The organism is Bradyrhizobium sp. 164 (assembly GCF_023073715.1).
GTDB lineage: Bacteria > Pseudomonadota > Alphaproteobacteria > Rhizobiales > Xanthobacteraceae > Bradyrhizobium.
This window is the reverse complement of sequence record NZ_JADPKA010000104.1, coordinates 158,490-181,489: the sequence shown is the minus strand read 5'-3', so window position 1 is coordinate 181,489 and position 23,000 is coordinate 158,490. Positions and strand designations below refer to the sequence as shown.

Below are 23,000 nucleotides of genomic sequence, written 5' to 3'. Positions count from 1 at the left end.
CCAGGGTCCACAGCCCCAACAACAGCAGGCCTGAACGAAACGAGAATTGTGTTACCCATGTCGTCGGTTTGAACTGTTACCCATGTCGCCGGTTGCTCAAGTGGAGCGCGTGGCTACCGTCTTACCGCACCACCCTTGCCGCCTCCAGCAGCCGCTCGGTCGCACTTGCCGTCGCCAGCACCGTGCCGTCCTCGGCCATCAGCTTGCCTTCGACGAAGGCGATGGTCTTGCCGAGCTGCGTCACCTGGGCCTCGCCGACGATCGGGCCGGGCTTTGCCGGCGACAGAAAATTCACGGTCATGCTGATGGTGGTGGTGTAGAGCCGGCCCTCGCTCATCACCAGCACGGCGGGGCCCATCGTGTCGTCGAGCATGGCCGAGAGCATGCCGCCCTGGATGAAGCCTGCTGGATTGCAGAACTCCGGCTTGCCCTCGAAGCCGAGCTTGATCCAGCCCTCCTGCGGGCGGGCATCGAGCAGGCGCCAGCCCAATAGCTCGGCGCAGGGCGGTCTTCGAAAGTTGTCCAGCGCAGTCTTGACCATGCGAACCTCCGTTGCCGCCGCTGGATAACGCAGGTCTGCTGCCAGCATGATGTCAGCAGAGTGGGCGCTAGAGATCCAATCCATGCGCGATGACCTTGCGCATGACGTTGGGCAGCGCTTCGCCGGCAAGTGTGGCGATCGGCACCCACCGCATGCCCTCGGGCGCGCGCGTGCGGGCTTCCACCTTCGCCGTATAGACCACCAGCTCCAGCGGAAAATGCGTGAAGACGTGGGTGACGACGCCCATCTTGCGCTGCCAGCGCGTCAGCCCCTTCAGCTCCGGCGCCTGCTGCTTCGCCGTCGTATCGTCCTGGCCGGCGAGCCAATCCGAGCACGGCACCTCGGTCATGCCGCCGAGCAGGCCCTTTTCCCGCCGGCTGCGGACGAGCAGTTCATCGCCCCGGGTGACGACGAAGGCGGCACCGCGCCGCAACGTTCCGCTCTTCTTCGGCGCCTTGCGCGGAAATGTTTCCTGCGTCCCCAGCGCTCGTGCGACGCAATCCTCGTTGAGCGGACACAGCGAGCAGGCCGGCTTCTTCGGCGTGCAGATCGAGGCACCCAGGTCCATCAGCGCCTGTGCGCTGTCGCCGGCGCGAGAGTCTGCGAGCAGCGTCGTTGCCAGTTGCTGGATCAGCGGCTTGGCCTGCGGCAGCTCCTCCTCGACCGCGAACAGGCGCGAGACCACCCGCTCGATATTGCCGTCGACCGGCATGGTGCGGCGGTCGAACGCGATCGCCGCAATTGCAGCTGCCGTGTACGGCCCGATTCCGGGCAGCGCACGCAGGCCCTCCTCGGTGTCGGGAAAGACGCCGCCATGCTCGCGCGTCACCGCGGCCGCACAGGCGTAGAGGTTGCGCGCGCGCGAATAGTAACCGAGCCCGGCCCACATCCGCAGCACGTCGTCGAGCGAAGCCCGGCCGAGCGCCGTGACGTCCGGCCAGCGCGCCACGAATTTCTCGAAATAGGGCCCGACTGCCTTCACCGTGGTCTGCTGGAGCATGATCTCCGACAGCCAGACGCGGTAAGGGTCTGATGCCTCGCCGGGCGCCGCGCGCCAAGGCAGACGGCGGCGGTGGCGGTCATACCAGTGAAGGAGCGCCAAAGGACGAACCAGATGTTCCGGTTGGACTGGTTCCGATTTCGTCTTGCGGGCCGATTTGGGGGGCATGCTCGCACTGTAACGATGTGGGGCCGGTCTCTCCATGTCCTGCCCGCGCTTGTCGCGGGCATCCACGTCTTTCTTCCTTCGCGGCAAGGCGTGGCTGGCCGGAAGAAAGCCCGGCCATGACGGCAGCAGTTCCTCGCGCGACGGGCACAGTGCTATAAGGTCGCCATGTCCAAATTCCCGCCCAAACCCGGCCCCATCAGCGCAAAGCCGCTTTCGCTCTTGCTGAACGACGTCTTCGCCGAGGCGTATGCCAAGCAGGGCTTTGCGGCGCGCGAGCTGGTGACGCGGTGGGCGCAGATTGCGGGGCCGGAGATCGCGGCCCATGCCGAGCCGCTGAAGATGCAATGGCCGAGGCCGGTGGAGGGCCAGCCGCAGGAGCCGGCGACGCTGGTGCTGCGGGTCGAGGGGCCGATGGCGCTGGAGATCCAGCACACCGCCGACGTGATCCTGGAACGGGTCAACCGCTTCTTCGGCTGGAGCGCGGTCGGCAAGCTGGCGTTCCGTCAGGCCCCGCTGTCGCGCACCCGGCGGCCGGCTCGGCCGGGCCCGCCCGATCCCAAATCGGTGGCCAAGGTGGCGGAGAGCTTGGGCGACATCGAAGATGAACAGCTCAAGACGGCGCTGGCGCGGCTCGGAGCCGCCATCAAGCGAAATTGAGCCTCATTCCCTAGCTAATCTGGACCCCGACTTGTCGCTCGCCATTGCCTCAGTCGACGTTTCAAGCTAGCGACAGGCCGCCCGGGCGGGAACTCGATAGAGCCCTCGGGCGACACTTTGCCAATCCGGGAGCCGACCGTGATCATCACCCGCCGCGCCTTCACAACGATGCTGTCGCTGACCGGGCTTGCCGCGCTCGCCGGGTTCTCGCCGCTGCGGTTGGTGTCCGAGGCCATGGCCCAGTCCGCCGCTGATGTGGCGAAGCCCGTGTCGCTTCCCGACATGGCGCTCGGCCCGAACGATGCCGCGGTCACCATCATCGAATACGCCTCGATGACCTGCCCGCATTGCGCGGCCTTCAACGAGCAGGTGTTCCCCAAGATCAAGAAGGAATACATCGACACCGGCAAGGTGCGTTACATCTTCCGCGAGTTCCCACTCGACATCAAAGCCGCCGCAGGCTCGATGCTGTCGCGCTGCATCGCCAATGGCGACGCGCCGAAATATTTTGCGGTCACGGACATGCTGTTCCGCCAGCAGAACGACTGGATGGTGAAGAACACCACCGAGACCCTGACACGGATCGGCAAGCAGGCCGGCCTCACCCAGCAGCAGGTCGAGGCCTGCCTGAAGGACCAGGCGCTGCTCGACAAGATCGCCGCCGACCAGAAATACGCCAGCGACGTTCTGAAGGTGGATTCGACGCCGACGTTCTTCATCAACGGCGAGAAGATCAAGGGCGAGGCCTCATTCGAGGAGTTCGCCAAGAAGATCAATGCGCTGCTGAAGAGTTGATTCGCACGCCACAATTCTGATTCGCGCATCTAAAGCCGTATCATTCCTGGCATAAATCCCTTGGGAAAAGCGGCTTTCGCCGGTTGCCCTCGCGGCGCACCGCGGCCATTGTCCGCCGCACGAGCCGCCTCGCGCGACTCGCCCAGACAGCGACAATGCCTTCCATGGTATTGTCCCGGCAGGGGATTCGCGCCTGCCAACAGAGATGCGTGTTTATGAAAATCACCCGCCTGCGCCTTCACGGCTTCAAGTCCTTCGTTGAGCCCACGGACTTCGTTATCGAGCCCGGCCTGACCGGCGTGGTCGGCCCCAACGGCTGCGGCAAGTCGAATCTGGTCGAGGCGCTGCGCTGGGCGATGGGCGAGACATCATACAAGTCGCTGCGCGCCGCCGACATGGACGCCGTGATCTTCGCCGGCTCCGGCAACCGCCCGGCGCGCAACCACGCCGAAGTGACGATGACGATCGACAATGCCGACCGCACCGCGCCGGCGGCGATGAACGACAGCCAGCTTCTCGAAATCTCCCGGCGCATCGAGCGTGAGGCCGGCTCGGTCTATCGCATCAACGGCCGCGACGTGCGCGCTCGCGACGTGCAGATCCTATTCGCCGACGCCGCCACCGGTGCGCGCTCGCCGGCGCTCGTCCACCAGGGCAAGATCGGCGAAATCATCCAGGCCAAGCCCGAGCAGCGCCGCCGCGTGCTGGAAGACGCCGCCGGCGTCGCCGGTCTGCACGCCCGCCGTCACGAGGCCGAACTGCGGCTGAAGGCGGCCGAAACCAACCTCACCCGCGTCGAGGACGTGATCGGCCAGCTCTCCGGCCAGATGGAAGGCCTGAAGAAGCAGGCCCGCCAGGCGGTGCGCTACCGCGAGGTCGCGGCCAAGGTGCGCAAGGCCGAGGCCACGCTGTATCACCTGCGCTGGCTCGGCGCCCATGCCGACGTCAACGAGTCCGGGCAGACGCACGATCTCGCGGTCCGCGAGATGGCCGAGCGCACCCAGCACCAGGCCGAAGCCGCCCGCATCCAGGCCATCCGCGCCGCCGAGATGCCGGCGCTGCGCGATGCGGAAGCGCGCGCCGCGGCCGGGCTGCAGCGCCTCACCAATGCCCGCGAGCAGCTCGACCGTGAGGAAGAACGTGCCAAGGAGCGCGTCGCCGAGCTCGAACGCCGTCTCGCCCAGTTCGAGGGCGACATCTCGCGCGCCCAGCAGCAGACCATGGACGCCGACGTGGCGCTGCAGCGGCTCGACGCCGAAGACGCCGAGCTGAAGGAAGAGATCAAGTCGCGCGTCGAGAAGCGCTCCGGTGTCGACGAGCGCGTCGCGGAAGCCGAGGCGGTGCTGACCGAAACCGAGCAGCGCTTCGCCGAACTCACCACCGCGCTCGCCGACCTCACCGCCAAGCGCAACCAGTTAGAGGCCAACGTCCGCACCCATCGCGACAAGCTCGCCCGGCTCGACCAGGAGATCGCGAATGTCGCGGCGGAAGAGCAGAAGCTTGCGCAGGAGACCGGCGGCTTCGGCGATCTCGACGAGCTGACCGCTCTGGTCGAGATCGCAGAGCAGACGCTGGCCGCTTCGGAAGCCGCAGCGCAGGCAAGCGAAGCCGCGCATGTCGCCGCGCGCCAGACGCTGGAATCCTCGCGCTCGCCGCTGGTCGAAGCCGACAAGCGCGTGCAGCGGCTCGAGACCGAGGCGCGCACGATCTCCAAGATCGTCAACGGCGAGACCAAGAACCTGTGGCCGCCGATCATCGACGGCATCACCGTCGACAAGGGATTTGAAAAGGCGATCGGCGCCGCGCTCGGCGACGATCTCGACGCGCCGGTCGATCCCTCGGCGCCGATGCGCTGGACCAATGCCGGCGTCACCGACGGCGATCCGGAGCTGCCCGAAGGCGTCGTTCCGCTCGCCAACCACGTGCAGGCGCCGGCTGAGCTGGCCCGCCGCCTGGCGCAGATCGGCGTGGTGCCGCGCGAGCGCGGCGCCGAGCTGGTCTCGCAGCTCAAGACCGGCCAGCGGCTGGTCTCGCCCGAGGGCGATGTCTGGCGCTGGGACGGCTTTGTCGCCGCAGCTCATGCCCCGACGGGTGCCGCGCGGCGCCTCGCGGAGCGCGCCCGCCTTGTCGACATCGAGAACGAGCTGGAGCAGGCCCGCATCGACGCGCAGATCAAGCGCCAGGCGCTCGAGAATGCCGAGTCCGAGTTGCAGATGGCGGCCAGCACCGAAGGCGCCAGCCGCGAAGCCTGGCGTGCCGCGCAGCGCGAGCTCAACGTCGCGCGCGAGCGCCATGCCACCGCCGAGCGCGAGATCAGCCGCCATGCCGCGCGCAAGGCGACGCTGTCGGAAGCGCACAGCCGCCTCGCCGCCGACCGCGCCGAGGCCGAGGCCGCTTACGAATACGCCGAAGCCGGCATCGGCGAGCTGCCGTCGAGCGAGGACACCGAGACCCGTCTCGCCGCCGTCCGCAGCGACATCGAGGGGCATCGCCGCATGGCCGCCCAGGTCCGCGCCGAGGCGCAGGCACTGGCGCGCGAAGCCGAGCTCGCCGACCGCCGCGTGCAGGCGATCCTCGCCGAACGCACCGAGTGGCAGAACCGCAAGGAGAGCGCGGCCTCCCACATCGACACCATCCAGGCCCGCATCGCCGAACTGACGATCGAGCGCGGCGAGCTCGAAAACGCACCGGCATTGTTCGCCGAGAAGCGCAGCGCGCTAATCACCGAAATCGAATACGCCGAGAACGACCGCCGCATGGCTGCCGACGCGCTCGCCGCCGCCGAAACCGCAATGGCGGAGACCGACCGCGTCGCGAAGCTGACGTTAGAGGCGCTCTCCAGCGCCCGCGAGGCCACCGCGCGCGCCGAGGAGCGCATGGAAGGCGCGCGGCGCCGGCTCGAGGACATCGAGCGCGAGATCCGCGACATGCTCGAAGTCGAGCCGCAGGCCGTCGCCGGCCTCGCCGAGATCGAGCCCGGTGCCGAGCTGCCGCCGCTGCACGACATCGAGGAAGAGCTCGAAAAGATGCGCCGCGACCGCGAGCGCCTCGGCGCAGTCAACCTGCGCGCCGAGGAAGAGCTGCGCGAGGTCGAGACCCAGCACACCGGCCTCGTCACCGAGCGTGACGACCTGGTTGAGGCCATCAAGCGGCTGCGCCAGGGCATCCAGAGCCTCAACAAGGAGGCGCGCGAGCGGCTCCTGACCTCGTTCGAGGTCGTCAACAGCCACTTCAAGCGCCTGTTCGTCGAACTGTTCGGCGGCGGCGAGGCCGCACTGCATCTGATCGAGAGCGACGACCCGCTCGAAGCCGGTCTCGAAATCATCGCCAAGCCGCCGGGCAAGAAGCCGCAGACGCTGTCGCTGCTCTCGGGCGGTGAACAGGCGCTGACGGCGATGGCGCTGATCTTCGCGGTGTTCCTCACCAATCCCTCGCCGATCTGCGTGCTGGACGAAGTCGACGCGCCGCTCGACGACCACAATGTCGAGCGCTACTGCAACCTGTTGCACGAGATGACCGGCTCGACCGACACCCGCTTCATCATCATCACGCACAACCCGATCACGATGGCGCGCATGAACCGGCTGTTCGGCGTCACCATGGCCGAGCGTGGCGTCTCGCAGCTGGTGTCGGTGAGCCTGCAAGAGGCGGTGGATATTCTCGACCAGAACGTGGCGTGACGCGCGATCCCTCCATACCCATTGACGTCATCATCCGCGCAGGCGGATGATCCAGTACGCCGCGGCTTCTCGGTTTGACGGCACCTGTCTCGGAGTACTGGATGCCCCGCCTACGCGGGGCATGACCGCGGATGATAATCTCACCCACCCTCCCCGCTGAACTCAAGGCGGCCCTCGATGCCAGGCTCCAGGGCGTTTCGCGCACCGAGGCAGCACAGCGCTCGCAAAAGATATCCAACGCCTATCGCTCAGGCGGCGGCTCGGGCACGATCAAGTCGGAAGCCGATGCCCTTGCCTACGCGCTGGCGCGCATGCCGGCAACTTACGCGGCGGTGGCCGCAAGCCTGAATGCGCTGACCGCGATCGCACCGGCCCTCGCTCCGGAAAGCCTGCTCGACATCGGCGCAGGCCCGGGCACCGCGAGCTGGGCCGCCGCAGAGGCGTTTGCCTCGCTTCAGGATTTTACCCTGCTCGATGCCAACGCCACCCTAAGCCGGCTCGCGCTCGAACTGGCGCGCGACAGCTCGCGCCTGGCGGACTGCCGCTATCTGCCGGGCGACGCAGGCGCGAACCTCGCCGAGGTCTCGCAAGCCGATCTCGTCGTTGCGAGCTACGTCATCGGCGAGCTCAACGAAGGCGACCAGCGCAAGCTCGCGGCGGCCATGTGGACCAAAGCGCGGCACGCGCTGGTGGTGATCGAGCCCGGCACGCCCGCCGGCTACACGCGCATTCTCGCGCTGCGCCAGCAACTGATCGCGGCAGGCGCCTACGTCGCCGCACCCTGTCCGCACGACAAGCCGTGCCCGCTCATCGCGCCCGATTGGTGCCATTTCAGCCAGCGCCTGCCGCGCTCGCAGGCGCACCGCCAGATCAAGGGCGCCGAGGTGCCGTTCGAAGACGAGCGCTTCATCTACGTCGCGCTGACCCGCACGCCGCCTGCGCCGCGCGCCTCGCGCGTGCTGGCGCCACCGGACATCGGCAAGGCCGAGATCACGGCAAAGCTCTGCACCGAGACTGGGGTCGCGCTGACGAAAGTCCCACGACGCGACAAACCCGCCTATTCGCAGGCCCGGCGCTGGCGCTGGGGCGATGCGATCATGTCCGAAAGTTAACCTCGATCGCCCCTCTGGCCTTGAACTCGGATGGTTCCTCATCCGACCAAGCCTTACCTCCCCGCGCCGGGGCTCTCGCCCTGCGCCAATTTGGTCTAGGCTGCGCCCGCCTTCTTCCCCTCTCCAGGAGTTCTCCATGTCGACCGGCTGGATCGTTCTCGGCGTCATCGTCGTCCTCGTGCTGCTCGCCTTCAGCGCCTACAACCGCCTGGTGGCGCTGAGCCAGCGCGTCGGCCAGGCCTTTGCCGACATCGACGTGCAGCTCAAGCAACGGCACGACCTGATCCCGAACCTGGTCGAGACCGTGAAGGGCTACGCCTCGCACGAGCGCGGCACGCTCGACGACGTCATCAAGGCGCGCAATTCAGCGATGTCGGCGCAGGGACCGGCGCAGGTATCCGCGGCCGAGAACCAGCTCTCCGGCGCACTCGGCCGGCTGATCGCGCTGTCGGAGGCCTATCCCGACCTCAAGGCAAACGCAAATTTCCAGCAGCTCGCCAGCGAGCTCTCCGACCTCGAGAACAAGATCGCGGCGAGCCGACGCTTCTTCAACAACGCCGTCCAGGAATACAACACCGGCATCCAGCAGATGCCCGCCGCTTTGTTCGCCGGCATGTTCGGCTTCACCCGGAAGGAGTTCTTCGATCTCGGCGCCAGCCGCACCGAAGTCGAAATCGCGCCGCAAGTGAAGTTCTGATTGTCTAACATGTCCATTGCTTTTCTCCGTCATTCCGGGGCGTCGCAAAGCGACGAACTATGGTGCGCGGTTGCGCACCTGAGAATCTCGAGGTTCCGGGTTCACGCCTGCGGCGTGCCCCGGGACGACGGACTTTGACGAAGACGCATCATGGCGGCGTATGGTCTCTACACGCACATCGCCTCGAACAAGTTTCGTTCGATGCTGCTGCTCGCCGGCCTGTTCTTGCTGGTCTACGTGCTGGTCTATGCGGGCGCGCTGATTGCCGAGGTCGTCATCAACGGCAATGGCACGGTGGCCTACTATCTGAGCCGCGCCTTCGCCGACCTGCTCAAAGCCGCACCTTTCGCGACGATTGCGGCGATCGCCTGGATCGCGATCGCCTATTTCTTCCACCAGTCGATGATCGACGCCGTCATCGGCGGTCACGACGTCGACCGGCAGGAGCAGCCGCGGCTCTACAACCTGCTCGAAAACCTCTGCATCTCGCGCGGCATCACCATGCCGAAGCTGAAGATCATGGAGAGCCCGGCGCTAAACGCGTTCGCGACCGGCCTCAATCCGCGGCAATATTCAATCACCGTCACCACCGGTCTCCTCGATGCGCTGAACGACAAGGAGATCGAGGCAGTGCTGGGCCACGAGCTGACCCACATCAAGAACGGCGACGTGCAGCTCATGGTCGTTGCCGTCATCATCGCCGGCGTGGTCGGCTTCTTCGGGGAATTGTTCTTCCGCCTGTTCACGAATCTCAACTGGAGCTCCGGCTCGGGCGGCTCGTGGTCCTCGGGCTCCTCGTCGTCGTCGCGGTCGTCCTCGTCGTCGAGCGACAGCAAGAGCTCCGGCGGTGGCGCAATCATCGTCATCATCATTGCGATCGTGCTGCTCGTGGTGGCCTGGTTGCTGTCGCAGGTGGTCAAGCTCGCGCTGTCGCGGTCACGCGAATATCTCGCCGACGCCGGCTCGGTCGAGCTGACGAAAGACCCCGACGCGATGATCTCGGCGCTGCGCAAGATCGAGAATCGCGGCGAATTGCCCGGCGCGACCTCGGCCGTGATGGAGCTCTGCGTCGACAATCCGCGCGAGGGCTTTGCCGATCTGTTTGCAACCCACCCTTCGGTGCAGTCCCGGGTCGACGCGCTGGTCAAGTTTGCCGGGGGGCGCGACCCCGGTCCAATGCCGACGCTTACTGACGAGACGAAAGAGCCGGGGGCGCAAGCCGGCCAGCAGGATGCCCCACCGCCGCTGCGCCATGGCCCGTGGGATGATGCCGACAGATCGGGGAGCCCGCCGCCCGTGCCCGCAGCCAGTCCCTCCGGAACCGCAGGCAGCAACCCGGCGGGCAATCCCATGGGGAATTCTATGGGTCCTTGGGGCCGTCATTGAGCACCTGATTCCGGCCATGCGCGGCGAGTTTCTCCGCGATTGGGAAAAACCTCGGGATTTGCCGTAACTGGGGCCTCCGGAATTGAATTCTCCCTTGTTTCTGCCATGTTCGCGCCCAACAGCAGACTCGGGACATCGATTTGGGGCCCGGCCGATTGCGACCTCGCGATCGGGGGCGCGTTAGGGGACAGCAATGGCAAAGCCGGCAGTGGTTGTGGTGGGCGCAGACAAGGGCGGGGTCGGCAAGACCACGGTGTCGCGTACCTTGCTCGATTATTTTTCCGCCAACAACGTGCCGACGCGGGCGTTCGACACGGAGTCGCCGCGCGGAACCCTGAAGCGCTTCCACCCCGACATCACCGAGATCGTCGACATGACGACGACGTCGGATCAGATGAAGATTTTCGATACGCTCAACGCGGTGAGCCCGTCGGTGACCGTGATCGACGTCCGCGCCGGCCTGCTCTCGCCAGCGCTGGCTTCGCTCCGCGACATCGGCTTCCTCGACGCAGCCAAGGCCGGCCAGATTACCTTTGCCGTGTTCCACATCCTCGGGCCCTCGATCGCCTCGCTGGAGGAGATTGCGGAGACCGCGGGCTTCATGGGCGGCGCGAAATATTTCCTGGTGAAGAACTTCATCAACGACACCCAGTTCTTCCAGTGGGACCAGGCGACCTACAATTCCTACTTCCACCGCATCAAGGACGCGACTGAGCTGACCATCCCCAAGCTCAACGAAATGGCCTATGAGCAGGTCGAGGTCTCCTCCGTTCCGTTCCTGAAGTTCGTCGCCAACAAGGGCCTCAACGACGACGCCGCGAACTACTCGTTCGTGCTGCGCGGCTATGTCCGGCACTGGCTGGCAAATGTCTGGAGCGAGTTCGACCGGATCCGGCTGACCGACATCGTCGGTTCGAAATCCGCCACCCGCAACAGCGAAAAATAGTTGCGCAAGCGAGGCTGATACGGCTGGATTGGGCGGCGAGTTCGCTCAGATAATAGTTCGTGATGCCCGCGACACCCGTCTACATCATATGCTCGCCCCGCCCGCAGGTCGGTAAGACCCTGCTGGCGCGGCTGCTCGCCGAATTCTTGCTGCTCAAGAACGGTAACGTCGCGGCCTTTGACGTCAACCTGAAGGAGCCGTCGCTGCTCGATTACTTGCCTGCTGTCACCGAGACCGCGGACGTGATCGACACCTACGGCAAGATGCAGCTGATGGACCGCGTCATCGTCGATGACGGCCTTGCCAAGGTGATCGACCTCGGCTTCCACGCCTTCGACGAGTTCTTCAAAATGACCGAGGAGATCGGCCTGCTTAAGGAGGCGGCCCGCCGCCACGTCGCGCCTCAGATCCTGTTCGTCGCCGATACCGACCGCGCCTCGGCGCGGGGCCATGAGATGCTGCGCGGGCAAATCCCGCGCGTGAACCTGATCACGGTGGACAACGAATATATCGTGCGCGGCGAGCTGCCGCCCGCGATGGCCGGCGGCCGGCTGTTCCGACTGCCGGCGCTGCCGGGCTTCCTCAAGACCTATATCGACCGGCTGAACTTCTCCTTCACCGGCTATTTGCGCCAGGAAAAGGACGCCTCGACCGAGCTGCACCAGTGGACCCGGCGGAATTACATTGCGTTCCGCGAACTCGAACTCAGCTTGATCCTGCAGCGGTCGTAGCCTGGAATCACCAAGCCTAATATTGCTCAATGTCCCTCGAACGTCATCAGCGTGCGCACCGGCACGTCCATGGCGCGCAGCTTGGCAGCGCCGCCGAGCTCGGGCAGGTCGATAATGAAGCAGGCGGCGACGACATTGGCGCCGATCTGGCGCAACAGCTTCACCGCGCCTTCCGCGGTGCCGCCGGTGGCAATGAGGTCGTCGACCAGGATCACGCGCTCGCCGGGCTGGATCGCGTCGACATGCATTTCCATCTCGTCGATGCCATATTCGAGGGAGTAAGCGATGCGCACGGTGGTGTGCGGCAGCTTGCCCTTTTTCCGGATCGGCACGAATCCGGCCGAGAGCTGATGCGCCACTGCGCCGCCGATGATGAAGCCGCGCGCCTCCATGCCGGCAACCTTGTCGATCTTGTTGCCGGCCCAGGGATTGACGAGCTCGTCGACCGCGCGGCGGAACGCGCGCGCGTCCGCGAGCAGCGTGGTGATGTCGCGGAACATGATTCCTGGCTTCGGATAGTCCGGGATGGTGCGGACGCTGGCCTTCAGATCGTGGTCAAAGGTCATCGGTGTCTCACATCTCAGTTGTCATTCCGAGGCGCGCAAAGCGCGAACCCGGAATCTCGAGATTCCGGGTTCGGCTCTTCGAGCCGCCCCGGAATGACGAATATGAAATATCCTGCACTCAATTCGCTCCCGCATCCAGCCGGAACGCATTCTCGACAATTCGCAAACCCACCTCCCCACCGAGCGACATCAGCGATTCCGGGTGGAATTGCACGCCGGCGACCGGCAGGGTCTTATGCTCGAGCGCCATGGCGACGCCGTCCTCAGTGCTGGCGGTCACGCTCAGAACTTCGGGCATGCTGTCGCGCTCGACAAATAGCGAGTGATAGCGGCCAATGACGATCTCGTTCGGCAGATTGCGCATCAGCCGCCCGCCGCGCACCTGCACCCGCGAGGGCCGGCCGTGGGCGGGATGGGTGAGCTGCCCGAGCTCGCCGCCAAAATATTCGCCGATCGCCTGCACGCCAAGGCAGACGCCGAACACCGGCAGCTTCTTCTCCAGCGCCGCATCGATGGTCGTCTTGATTGCGAAATCCTCCGGCCTGCCGGGGCCCGGCGACAGAACCAGCAAGTCCCACCTCTTCTGCTTGAGCATGTCGAGCGCATGCACATAGCGGACCACGGTGACGCTGGCGCCGACCTGTCGGAAATAGTCGGCGAGCATGTGCACGAAGCTGTCGTCGTGATCGATCAGCAGCACCTGCTTGCCCGAGCCGGTTGCATCGGGCGCGAAGGTCGAGAGCGGCTTCGGCGGATCGCCGCGCAGCGCCTGGAACAGCGCGGCGGCCTTGACCTGGCACTCGCGATCTTCGGCGGCGGGATCGGAATCGAACAGGCAGGTCGCGCCGACGCGCACCTCGGCGAGGCCATCCTTCATGCGGATGGTGCGGATGGTGAGGCCGGTGTTGATGCTGCCGTCGAAATTTACCGCGCCGATCGCGCCGGCATACCAGCGCCGCGGCGAGCGTTCGTGATCTTCTACGAACTGCATCGCCCAGAGCTTTGGCGCGCCGGTCACGGTCACCGCCCAGGCGTGGGTGAGGAAGGCATCGAGAGCGTCGAAGCCGGGACGCAGCATGCCCTCAACGTGGTCGACGGTGTGGAACAGCTTTGAGTAGGTCTCGATCTGCCGCCGCGCCAGCACCTTGATCGTGCCGGGCACGCAGACGCGCGCCTTGTCGTTGCGGTCGACGTCGGTGCACATGTTGAGCTCGAACTCGTCCTTCTCCGAGTTCAGGAGCTGGCGGATCTGCTCGGCGTCGCCGATCGCATCGAGCCCGCGCGCGATCGTGCCTGATATCGGGCAGGTCTCGACGCGGCGTCCGTCCGAGCGCACGAACATCTCCGGCGAGGCCGACACCAGGAATTCGCCCTCGCCGAGATTCATCAGCGCGCCGTAAGGCGACGGGTTGATGACGCAGAGGCGCTGGAACACTTCGGCCGGCGAGCGGTCGCAGGGCTCAGCGAAGAGCTGCCCCGGCACCGCCTCGAACAGATCGCCACGGGCGAAGGCTGCGCGCGCCGTCTCGACCGTGGCCTGATATTCGCCGGGGGCGTGATCGGCAAATCCTTGCCGCGGCGTCTTCAGATACGGGTTGTCGGCGGTCTCGCGCGGCAGGCCTTCGGTAGACTTGCCCTTCCAGGCGAAATTGTAAGTGAGCACCACGCCGCGGCCGGTGGCGCGGTCATAAGCCAGCAGGCGATCGGGCACGTAGAGCACGATGTCGCGCTGGTCGCTTTCGCGCGGCCGCTTCTGCACGAGGTCCTCGATCTGGAACACGAGGTCGTAGGCGAACGCGCCGAACAGGCCGAGCAGCCCGTCGTCATTGGCGGAGAAGGCCGCGACGAGATCGCGCACCAGCGACATCACGCTGGCACGCCGGGTACGTTGGTCCTCCTCGACCGGGGCGTCGCCACGGATGATGTGGCCGGCAAGGCGCGTCGCCGTCTTCTCCGAGATCACCACGCAGGGCTCGCGCAGGACCTCAGCGAGGAAGGCGATCAGCACCTGGCCGCGGCCGTTCAGCGCCTCCAGCTTGAAATTGACACCGACGGTCTCGAGCTTCAGCGGCGGGTCGGAGAAGCCGAGATCGAAGCTCTCGTAGCGGCCAGGCACGGTCGTGCCCGAGGACAGCACCACGCCGCGGCGACGGTCGAGCAGGCTGACGAGATCGTCGAGCCGGCTCGCGCCGCCGGTGAACTGCTCGGTCATGCGCGTGATCGCAAGACCTGCACGGGTCACGTAGTCACTTCTGGGCGGGAGGGCAAAGACTGTCCTGTTCATGTGGTCCTCTTACGAGACTTGCCGAGGGAACGCCACACAGGACAAACGATCAGGCCGCCGCACTGCGTGGGCGACCTCAGACGATTTAGGAAAGGAAAATCGCACCGGCCACCTCGTTAGGAGGTGCGCCACCAGAGACGGGCTGCGCGGACGGCGGTGCTCATGGGGTCGATACTCACCATGGCGCGGGGGCGCCGTCAAGGGCGGTCACGTGGTGGCCGCCTGATGGTCAGCGCTGTGGGATACGGGGCGCTCCGACTTCGACCTCCGCCGTCATCCTGCCGAAGGGCCGGGATCGATAGCCACATGAATTGGTTTGACGAAGACTAGTGGTTACAAGCTCGCGCCATAACCCCTCCTGGGGTTATGCGTCCCGGCCTTCGCCGGGACATCGAAAATGTGGCGCGACTGATGGCGCTCCACCTACCCCAGATGTTTTCGGAAAAACTCCGTCGCCCTGCCCCAGGCGAGCTCGGCGGCTTCGCGGTCGTGCACGGCCTGGCGCTGCTCGTTGACGAAGGCGTGCTCGGCGTCATAGCGGAACAGCTCCAGCGACTTGCCGGCAGCCTTCATGGCCTTCTCGAATCCATTGACCAGCTCCGGCGTGCACCAATCGTCCTTGTTGGCGAAGTGGGCCTGGAGCGGGATCTTGACGTCGGCGGGCTTGGCCGCCTGCTCCGGCGGGATGCCGTAGAACACGACGCCGGCCGCGAGCTCCGGGATCTTGGTCGCGCCGATGATGGTGACGGCGCCGCCGAGGCAGAAGCCTGTTAGCCCGACCTTGGCGCCGTTGCGCGACAGATATTGCGTGGCGCCGCGCACCGTCTGCGTGGTGGCGTCCATGAAGTCGAGCGAGTTCATCTCGTTGTTGGCGCTGTCCGTGTCGTGATAGGGCACCACCTTGCCCTTGTAGAGATCGGGCGCCAGCGCATCGAAGCCGGCGAGCGCGAAGCGGTCGCACAGGCCCTTGATCTGGTCCGACAGGCCCCACCATTCCTGGATCACGACCACGCCCGGCGCGTTGCCGCGCGCGGCATTGGCGAGATAGCCGGAGGCGTCCTTGCCGTCCGGGCGCTTGAAGGTGATGGTGGTTCCCATGGTGTCCTCCGACGCGTTTTCTGAGGGAGCGATTGGCGGTATTTTGGCCGCTGAGAGCGCGCGGCGCAATCCACACTCGCGTCATTCCAGGACGCGCGTAGCGCGAGCCCTTGACCATCCAAAAAAAGCCCCCTCGCGGGGGGCTTCTTCTCCCGTTTCGGCTCGCGCCGCTCAGTGCGAGTCGGCCCAGACCTTTTTCTTGGTGAAGTACATCAGGATCGCGAAGATGATCAGGAACACGAACACCTGGAAACCGAGGCGCTTGCGCGCTTCCATGTGCGGCTCGGCGGTCCACATCAGGAACGTGGTGACGTCCTTGGCATATTGCGCCACGGTGGTCGGCGAGCCGTCGTCATAGGAGACCTGGCCATCGCTGAGCGGCTTCGGCATCTTGATGGCGTGGCCGGGGAAGTACTTGTTGTAATAGGAGCCTTCCGGGAGGGTGACGCCCTCGGGGGCCTTGTCCTCGAAGCCCTGAAGCACGGCCGCGACATAATCCGGACCCTGCTCCTGGTACTGGGTGAAGAAGTCAACGATGAACCAGGGGAAGCCGCGCTTGTAAGAACGCGCCTTGGTGATCAGGGACAGGTCCGGGGGCGCCGCGCCGCCATTCGCGGCACGCGCCGCCTGCTCGTTCGGGAATGGCGAGGGGAAATAGTCCGCCGGCCGGCCCGCACGCTCGAACATGTCACCGGCATCGTTCGGGCCATCCTTGACCTTGTACTCGGAAGCAAACGCCGAGGCCTGCGCCACCGAATAGCCGGGCCCACCGGGCTCGGCGAGGTTGCGGAAGGCGACGTAGGACAGGCCGTGGCAGCTGGCGCAGACCTCCTTATAGACCTTCAGGCCGCGCTGGAGCGCGCCGCGGTCGAACTTACCGAAGGGGCCCGAGAACGACCATTTGATTGACGGCGGCTGGTCGCCACCCTCGGACGCTTTCGCGCTGTCGATCGAGCCCGCGAACAACGAACCGGCGAGCGCCAGCATTATCGCGGTCGACACCATCGGGGTCGACCTGCTCCCGGTTTTGGCCAACACCGCATCCGAGATCGAATTCGGTACCGGTCGCGGCTTTTCGATGCGCGCGAGCAGCGGCAGCACGATCAGGAAGTAGGCGAAGTAGCAGAACGTCAGGACCCGGCCGGCAACGACGTAAATGCCCTCCGGCGGCTGCGCGCCGAGATAGCCGAGCAGGATACAGACCGCAACGAAGATCCAGAAGAACTGCTTGGCCAGCGGACGGTACTTCGATGACTTCGTCCTGGCGCTATCGAGCCAGGGCAGGAAGCACAGGATGATGATCGCCCCGAACATCGCGATGACCCCCGCGAGCTTGTTCGGTATCGAGCGCAGGATCGCGTAGAACGGCAGGTAATACCATTCCGGCACGATGTGCGGCGGCGTCACGCCCGGGTTCGCCGGGATGTAGTTGTCGGCATCGCCGAGATAGTTCGGCATGTAGAAGATGAACCAGGCGTAGAGCAGCATGAAGCAGGTGACGCCGAACATGTCCTTGATGGTCGCGTGCGGCGTGAACGGCACCGTGTCCTTTTCCGTCTTCGGCTCGACGCCGTCGGGGTTGTTCTGTCCGGCGACGTGCAGCGCCCAGACGTGGAGCACGACGACGCCCGCGATCAGGAACGGCAGCAGATAGTGCAGCGAGAAGAAGCGGTTCAGCGTCGGGTTGCCGACCGAATAGCCGCCCCATAACAGCGTCACAATGCTCTCGCCGACATAGGGAATGGCAGAGAACAGATTGGTGATGACGGTGGCGCCCCAGAAGCTCATCTGGCCCCAAGGCAGCACGTAGCCCATGAAGCCCGTGGCCATCATCAGCAGATAGATGATGACGCCGAGGATCCACAGCACCTCGCGCGGCTCCTTGTACGACCCGTAGTAAAGGCCGCGGAACATGTGGACGTAGACGGCGACAAAGAACATCGAGGCGCCGACCGCGTGCATGTTGCGCAGCAGCCAGCCGTAATTGACGTCACGGACGATCAGCTCGACCGACTTGAAGGCGAGATCGGCATGCGGCGTGTAGTGCATCGCCAGGATCACACCGGTGAGGATTTGCATCCCCAGCATGAAGGAGAGGATGGCGCCGAAGGTCCACCAATAGTTCAGGTTGCGCGGGGTGGGATAGGCGACGAAGGAGGAATGGATGAGACCAAAGATCGGCAGACGCCGCTCGATCCATTGCAGGGCCGGATTGCTCGGCTGGTAGTCGGATGGTCCGCTCATGATGCGATCCTGAGGAAATAGTACGACGAGACGGCACGAAGCTTCGGACGTCGGTCCGAGGCTCAGCCGATCTGGATTTTGGTGTCGGAAACGAACTGGTACGGCGGCACCGGCAGGTTCGCGGGCGCGGGCCCCTGGCGGATGCGGCCGGACGAATCGTACTGCGACCCATGGCAGGGGCAGAAGAAGCCGTCGTAGCTGCCTTCATGAGCGATCGGGATGCAACCGAGATGGGTGCAGATGCCGATCACGACCAGCCACTGCTCGTGGCCGGACTTGACCCGGGCCTCGTCGCTCTGCGGATCGGGCAGGCTCGCCACGTTGACGGCGCGCGCTTCGTCGATCTGCTTCTTGGTGCGGTGGCTGATGTAGATCGGTTTGCCGCGCCAGAACACCTTGATGTCTTGGCCTTCGGCGATCGGGCTGAGATCGACCTCGATTGGCGCACCGGCGGCGATGGTCGAGGCATCCGGATTCATTTGCGAGATGAAGGGCCAGAGCGCGGCCGCGCCCCCTACTGCTGCGGCGGCCCCCGTTGCAACGAATAAGAAATCACGGCGTGTCGGATGGTCCGCCGAAGACGCTGTCGTCACGATTCCAACCCTTTCTTCTTATGCGGCCGGTGGAACCGCTCCGGGGGGCGCCCATGAGGTCCCCGGAAAGGCTGCCGGCGCCCGCGGCCCCCCCCCGCGGCGGCAGAACTTTGCGTGCTCGCACCTAAACAGGTGAAACAGCAGTCCAGAATCGTTCTATTGGCACCCTTGCCGGGCGAGCGCAAGCCCGCTATCGGCGCGGGAGCGTGCAATGCACGAATTCCCGGACGAGCGATGTTTTATTGAGACATTTCCGGCCGCAACCAGCCCCGCACAGCCCATGCAGATAGCTCTTTTCCAGCCCGACATTCCCCAGAACACCGGCACGATTCTCAGGCTCTGCGCCTGTCTGAACGTGGCCGCGCATATCATCGAGCCGGCTGGGTTCCCCGCTTCCGATCGGACGTTCCGCCGGGCGGGAATGGACTACCTCGACCATGTCAGCATCGTCAGGCACGATTCCTGGGCGAGGTTCGAGGACTGGCGTGCGGCACAAGGCTGTCGCCTGCTGCTGTTCACCACCAAAGGTGCGACCGACTACCGTGATTTTCGTTACCAGACGTCGGACATCCTGCTATTCGGGCGCGAGAGCGCCGGCGTCACCGACGCGGTGCTCGAGGCCGCGGATGCGCGGCTGGTGATTCCGATCAAGGCCGGCCTGCGGTCGCTCAATGTGGCCATGAGTGCGGCGATGGCCGCCGGCGAGGCGCTGCGTCAGCTCCGGACCCCTGAAGGCCCAAACGATTGAGGAGAGAGACTTGAGTTACGCGGTCAAGGAAATCTTCCTGACCCTGCAAGGCGAAGGCGCCCATGCCGGGCGCGCCTCCGTGTTCTGCCGCTTTGCCGGTTGCAACCTCTGGAGCGGCCGCGAGGCGGATCGCAACGAGGCGACCTGCAAATTTTGCGACACGGATTTCGTCGGCACCGACGGCACGCTCGGCGGCCGCTATGGCTCGGCCGCGGAACTCGCCGACACCATCGCCGCGCAATGGATCGCATCGGCCGACAACCGCTACGTGGTGCTGACCGGCGGCGAGCCGCTGCTCCAGGTCGATGCCGCGCTGGTCGACGCGCTGCACGCCCGCGGCTTCGAGATCGGCGTCGAGACCAACGGCACGATTGCAGCCCCCGAGGGGCTGGACTGGATCTGCGTCAGCCCCAAGGGCGGCAGCGAGCTCGTTTTGCGGCGCGGCCATGAGCTGAAGCTGGTCTATCCGCAGGTGCTCGCCCCGCCCGAGACCTTCGAGGGCCTCGCCTTCGAGCGCTTCTCGCTCCAACCGATGGACGGACCCGAGGTCGCCGAGAACACCGCACGCGCGATCGACTATTGCCTGCGCCATCCGCAATGGCGGCTCAGCGTGCAGACGCATAAGTCGCTCGGCATCAGATAGGTTTGGTAGACGGACAGATGCAAAGCTCACCCGCGTCAGCATCCACGGCGACAATTGCAACGAGAGCCGCACCTGTTTGGCGTCCGCAAGGGCTGACGAAATGACCGCGATAATGGATCCGACCCTGATCGAAGACCGCAAGGCCCGCGCGCGCGCGTGGTTCGAAGCCTTGCGCGACGACATCTGCGCGAGCTTCGAACAGCTGGAAGAGGACGTCCCGCCAAGCCTCTATCCGGGCGAAGCCGGCCGTTTCAAGCGCACCCCCTGGCAGCGCACCGATCATTCCGGCGCGGCCGGAGGTGGCGGCGTGATGTCGATGATGCATGGCCGTCTGTTCGAGAAGATCGGCGTGCATTGCTCGACGGTGCATGGCGAATTCGCCCCTGAATTTCGTGCTCAAATCCCCGGCGCCGCGGAGGATCCAAAATTCTGGGCCTCCGGCATCTCGCTGATCGCGCATCTGCGCAATCCGCACGTGCCCGCCGTGCACATGAACACGCGCTTCGTCGTCACCACCAAAGCCTGGTTTGGCGGCGGCGCGGACCTGACGCCGGTGCTGGAGCGCCGGCGCACGCAGGACGATGCCGACAGCATCGCCTTTCACGCCGCGATGAAACAGGCCTGCAACCAGCACAGCAGCGTCGCCGATTACGACAAGTACAAGAAGTGGTGCGACGAATATTTCTACCTGCCCCACCGGAAGGAGGCGCGCGGCATCGGCGGCATCTTCTACGACTGGCACGACAGCGGCGACTGGGACGCCGACCTCGCCTTTACCCAGGATGTCGGCCGCGCCTTCCTGCAGATCTATCCCGAACTGATCCGGCGCAATTTCGCGACAGCCTGGACCGCGGCGGATCGCGAGGAGCAATTGATCCGGCGCGGTCGCTATGTCGAGTTCAACCTGCTCTACGACCGCGGCACCATTTTCGGGCTCAAGACCGGCGGCAACGTGGATTCGATCCTTTCGTCGCTGCCGCCGGAAGTGAAATGGCCATGAAGCTTGCAATGCCGCCGCTCCCTCGCGCCATGCTGATCGACATGGACGACACCATCCTGTCGGCCTATGGCCGGCCTGAGATCGCCTGGAATACGATCACGGCCGAGTTCGCCGAAGAACTCGCGCCGCTGCCGCCGCCGCTGGTGGCGACCGCGGTGCTGACGTTCGCGCGAAACTTCTGGGCCAACGCGGAAGCCGCATGGCGGCTGAAGCTTGCCGAGGCCCGCCACCTCACGGTCAAGGGCGGCTTTGCCGCGCTCGCGGCCGCCGGCCATCGCGCCCTGCCCGATGACCTCGCCATTCGCCTCGCCGACCGTTTCACCGCCTATCGCGAGGAGGAGATGTTCGTCTTTCCCGGTGCGCATGCGGCGATCGACCAGTTGAAGGCGCTCGGCATCAAGCTCGCGCTGGTGACCAACGGCGCCGCCGACACCCAGCGCGCCAAGGTCGAGCGCTTCGAGCTCGCGCACCGCTTCCACCACATCCAGATCGAGGGCGAGCACGGCTTCGGCAAGCCCGAGGAGCGCGCCTATCTGCATGCGATGGAGGCGCTCGGCGTCACCGCGAAGGACACCTGGATGATCGGCGACAATCTGGAATGGGAAGTCGTGACGCCGCAGCGCCTCGGCATCTATTCGATCTGGATCGACGTGCATGGCGACGGCCTGCCCGAAGGCTCGATCGTCCGACCCGACCGCATCATCCGTTCGCTGACCGAGCTCCTGCCGGAGTAACCAAAGGCGAAAACAAAAATATCGAAAAACAACCCCATGCACAGTAGGCGCTGCTGCGAATTCAAGGACTTACGGCAAACGCAAACTCAACTTTCGATTTTTACGAAATCCTTTTGACACGCCGGGCAAAACAGGGGCATGATGGCATCGTCGCGGCCTTTGCGATGAAGGGCCCCTAGCCAGCGGCCCCGGCATCTGAGCGTTTCTGCACGGCACGCGCGGTCTCATCCGCCGTTTTCCGGATGTCATGACAAATTGCTAGCCTCGCGTCCGGGTCGATCAACTCGAAAGGACAATCCATGGAATTGAAGGCCGGCGATGTCGTGATGCTGAAATCCGGCGGTCAGCCGCTAACGGTTGCGGAGGTGAAGGAGAACGACGTGCTCTGCCTCTGGATGGGCATGGAAGGCGATCTGTTCCGCGAGACGCTGCCGCTGGCCACGCTCGTGCAGGTGGAAGAGGAAGAGAACGGCGAAGACGACGAGGATGAAGACGAGGACGACGAGGAATAAGCACACCTAAGAGCGCGCGCTGGTCAGATGCGAGTGCTCGTCGTTGGCCTCGCGCTTTTGGATAGGACTTCGACCAATTTCTCGACAAGCTCCGAATGGAGGAAGATTGGAGAGGCCGGGGGCCTATGCATTCCCAATTTCGAGCAACAAAGCGTGCCGCAATCGGCCGACGTTTAAATCGCAGCGCCCGTTAAAGGCGCGCTCGATATTTAAATTTTGTTTCCAATTCGTTTGGAGCTGATCAAACCGAAACCATCGCCAGCGTGGTCCCCCGGACTGGCACGATGGACTTATAAGCATGCGGCAGTGCTCGCTATTCTAACTTGCCATCCTAAGGTTATACAATTAAACTGCAAAAAATATATTGCATTTAAAAGATGCGGGCGGCGAGATGCCGAGCCTGTTTAATGAAGGAGGGCTGATCATGGCCATTAAAAAGAATGTCGTTTTGAGAGGCGCGGCAGCTCCGACAGAGGTGACGGTTCCAACCTTCTCCTTCGGCCCCAACGATTCCCTCGCACAGTTGATCGTCGACGCGTGGGTCGAAGACGATTTCCGAAATTCGTTGCTGGAACGGGAGGCGGACAACACTACCGTGACAGCCGCCGCCGCGAACCGAGCCAAAGTCGCACTCGCGGCGCGAGGTATCTATCTGAACCGCGCGGTCATCATCACGGAAGAAGAGCACGATAGTCACTACACGATGCAAAACCCTGATGAAGTCGTTTTTGTGCTGCCGAACAAAAGCCGCGTGACCCCTCGACCCGGCCAGTCACTTCTGGAAACGGCTCGCTTGCTGATGTCTTGTACACCCAACGGTATCTAGCGCTGTTACCGTTCGGTTCGAGGGGCGGCGCGCTCCGTC

Annotated in this window: 21 protein-coding genes; 14 read left to right on the top strand and 7 right to left on the bottom strand. The window is 64.9% G+C overall.

Going from position 1 to position 23,000, the window contains the following annotated elements:
- Positions 1-121 precede the first annotated feature (121 nt).
- A complete protein-coding gene (locus IVB01_RS32085; protein ID WP_247279636.1) occupies positions 122-541 on the bottom strand; it encodes a PaaI family thioesterase in 420 nt (139 codons plus the stop codon).
- 67 nt (positions 542-608) lie between these two features.
- A complete protein-coding gene (mutY, locus tag IVB01_RS32080; RefSeq protein ID WP_247279635.1) occupies positions 609-1,709 on the bottom strand; it encodes an A/G-specific adenine glycosylase in 1,101 nt (366 codons plus the stop codon).
- Between the two features lie 165 nt (positions 1,710-1,874).
- Between mutY and IVB01_RS32075 the strand changes: the two genes are divergently transcribed.
- The 8 genes from IVB01_RS32075 to IVB01_RS32040 all read left to right on the top strand — a co-directional run bounded on the left by IVB01_RS32075 (position 1,875) and on the right by IVB01_RS32040 (position 11,713).
- Positions 1,875-2,366 (top strand): DciA family protein, encoded by a 492-nt coding sequence (locus IVB01_RS32075; protein WP_247279634.1) that lies wholly within the window; start codon positions 1,875-1,877, stop codon positions 2,364-2,366.
- A gap of 138 nt (positions 2,367-2,504) precedes the next feature.
- A complete protein-coding gene (locus tag IVB01_RS32070) occupies positions 2,505-3,161 on the top strand; it encodes a DsbA family protein (protein WP_247279633.1) in 657 nt (218 codons plus the stop codon).
- Between the two features lie 215 nt (positions 3,162-3,376).
- Entirely contained in the window at positions 3,377-6,841 is a 3,465-nt protein-coding gene (gene smc / locus IVB01_RS32065; RefSeq protein WP_247279632.1) for a chromosome segregation protein SMC, read from the top strand.
- Between the two features lie 131 nt (positions 6,842-6,972).
- The gene (locus IVB01_RS32060; protein ID WP_247279631.1) at positions 6,973-7,953 is read left to right on the top strand and encodes a small ribosomal subunit Rsm22 family protein; all 981 of its coding nucleotides are present in this window, start codon (positions 6,973-6,975) and stop codon (positions 7,951-7,953) included.
- A 136-nt stretch (positions 7,954-8,089) separates the two neighbouring features.
- A complete protein-coding gene (locus IVB01_RS32055) occupies positions 8,090-8,650 on the top strand; it encodes a LemA family protein (protein WP_247279630.1) in 561 nt (186 codons plus the stop codon).
- 150 nt (positions 8,651-8,800) lie between these two features.
- Positions 8,801-10,036, top strand: a complete 1,236-nt coding sequence (locus IVB01_RS32050) for a M48 family metallopeptidase (RefSeq protein ID WP_247279629.1) — start codon at positions 8,801-8,803, stop codon at positions 10,034-10,036.
- Between the two features lie 193 nt (positions 10,037-10,229).
- A complete protein-coding gene (locus tag IVB01_RS32045; RefSeq protein ID WP_247279628.1) occupies positions 10,230-10,982 on the top strand; it encodes a hypothetical protein in 753 nt (250 codons plus the stop codon).
- 62 nt (positions 10,983-11,044) lie between these two features.
- Entirely contained in the window at positions 11,045-11,713 is a 669-nt protein-coding gene (locus IVB01_RS32040) for a hypothetical protein (RefSeq protein ID WP_247279627.1), read from the top strand.
- 26 nt (positions 11,714-11,739) lie between these two features.
- Here IVB01_RS32040 and IVB01_RS32035 read toward each other — a convergent pair whose 3' ends face one another.
- The 5 genes from IVB01_RS32035 to petA form a co-directional block, all read right to left on the bottom strand.
- A complete protein-coding gene (locus IVB01_RS32035) occupies positions 11,740-12,279 on the bottom strand; it encodes an adenine phosphoribosyltransferase (RefSeq protein ID WP_011085277.1) in 540 nt (179 codons plus the stop codon).
- A gap of 118 nt (positions 12,280-12,397) precedes the next feature.
- On the bottom strand, positions 12,398-14,563 hold the full coding sequence (locus IVB01_RS32030; protein WP_247279626.1) for an anthranilate synthase component I: 2,166 nt from the start codon (positions 14,561-14,563) through the stop codon (positions 12,398-12,400).
- Between the two features lie 423 nt (positions 14,564-14,986).
- On the bottom strand, positions 14,987-15,661 hold the full coding sequence (locus IVB01_RS32025; protein WP_247279625.1) for a dienelactone hydrolase family protein: 675 nt from the start codon (positions 15,659-15,661) through the stop codon (positions 14,987-14,989).
- 171 nt (positions 15,662-15,832) lie between these two features.
- Positions 15,833-17,905 carry a cytochrome b/c1 gene (gene fbcH / locus IVB01_RS32020; protein WP_247418003.1) on the bottom strand — a complete coding sequence of 691 codons (2,073 nt, stop codon included), beginning with the start codon at positions 17,903-17,905 and terminating at the stop codon, positions 15,833-15,835.
- Between the two features lie 62 nt (positions 17,906-17,967).
- Positions 17,968-18,498, bottom strand: coding sequence for a ubiquinol-cytochrome c reductase iron-sulfur subunit (gene petA / locus IVB01_RS32015; protein WP_211407456.1), 531 nt, complete (start codon positions 18,496-18,498; stop codon positions 17,968-17,970).
- A gap of 280 nt (positions 18,499-18,778) precedes the next feature.
- Between petA and IVB01_RS32010 the strand changes: the two genes are divergently transcribed.
- The 6 genes from IVB01_RS32010 (at position 18,779) to IVB01_RS31985 (ending at position 22,961) form a co-directional block, all read left to right on the top strand.
- Entirely contained in the window at positions 18,779-19,246 is a 468-nt protein-coding gene (locus tag IVB01_RS32010; RefSeq protein ID WP_247279678.1) for a tRNA (cytidine(34)-2'-O)-methyltransferase, read from the top strand.
- Positions 19,247-19,256: 10 nt separating this feature from the next.
- On the top strand, positions 19,257-19,889 hold the full coding sequence (gene queE, locus IVB01_RS32005) for a 7-carboxy-7-deazaguanine synthase (RefSeq protein WP_247279623.1): 633 nt from the start codon (positions 19,257-19,259) through the stop codon (positions 19,887-19,889).
- Between the two features lie 112 nt (positions 19,890-20,001).
- The gene (hemF, locus tag IVB01_RS32000) at positions 20,002-20,889 is read left to right on the top strand and encodes an oxygen-dependent coproporphyrinogen oxidase (protein WP_247279677.1); all 888 of its coding nucleotides are present in this window, start codon (positions 20,002-20,004) and stop codon (positions 20,887-20,889) included.
- Positions 20,880-21,623 (top strand): HAD family hydrolase, encoded by a 744-nt coding sequence (locus IVB01_RS31995; RefSeq protein WP_247279622.1) that lies wholly within the window; start codon positions 20,880-20,882, stop codon positions 21,621-21,623. Before hemF ends, IVB01_RS31995 begins: the two co-directional genes overlap by 10 nt.
- Before the next feature lie 299 nt (positions 21,624-21,922).
- Positions 21,923-22,135 carry a DUF2158 domain-containing protein gene (locus tag IVB01_RS31990; RefSeq protein WP_247279621.1) on the top strand — a complete coding sequence of 71 codons (213 nt, stop codon included), beginning with the start codon at positions 21,923-21,925 and terminating at the stop codon, positions 22,133-22,135.
- A gap of 424 nt (positions 22,136-22,559) precedes the next feature.
- Positions 22,560-22,961 (top strand): hypothetical protein, encoded by a 402-nt coding sequence (locus IVB01_RS31985; RefSeq protein WP_247279620.1) that lies wholly within the window; start codon positions 22,560-22,562, stop codon positions 22,959-22,961.
- Positions 22,962-23,000 lie beyond the last annotated feature (39 nt).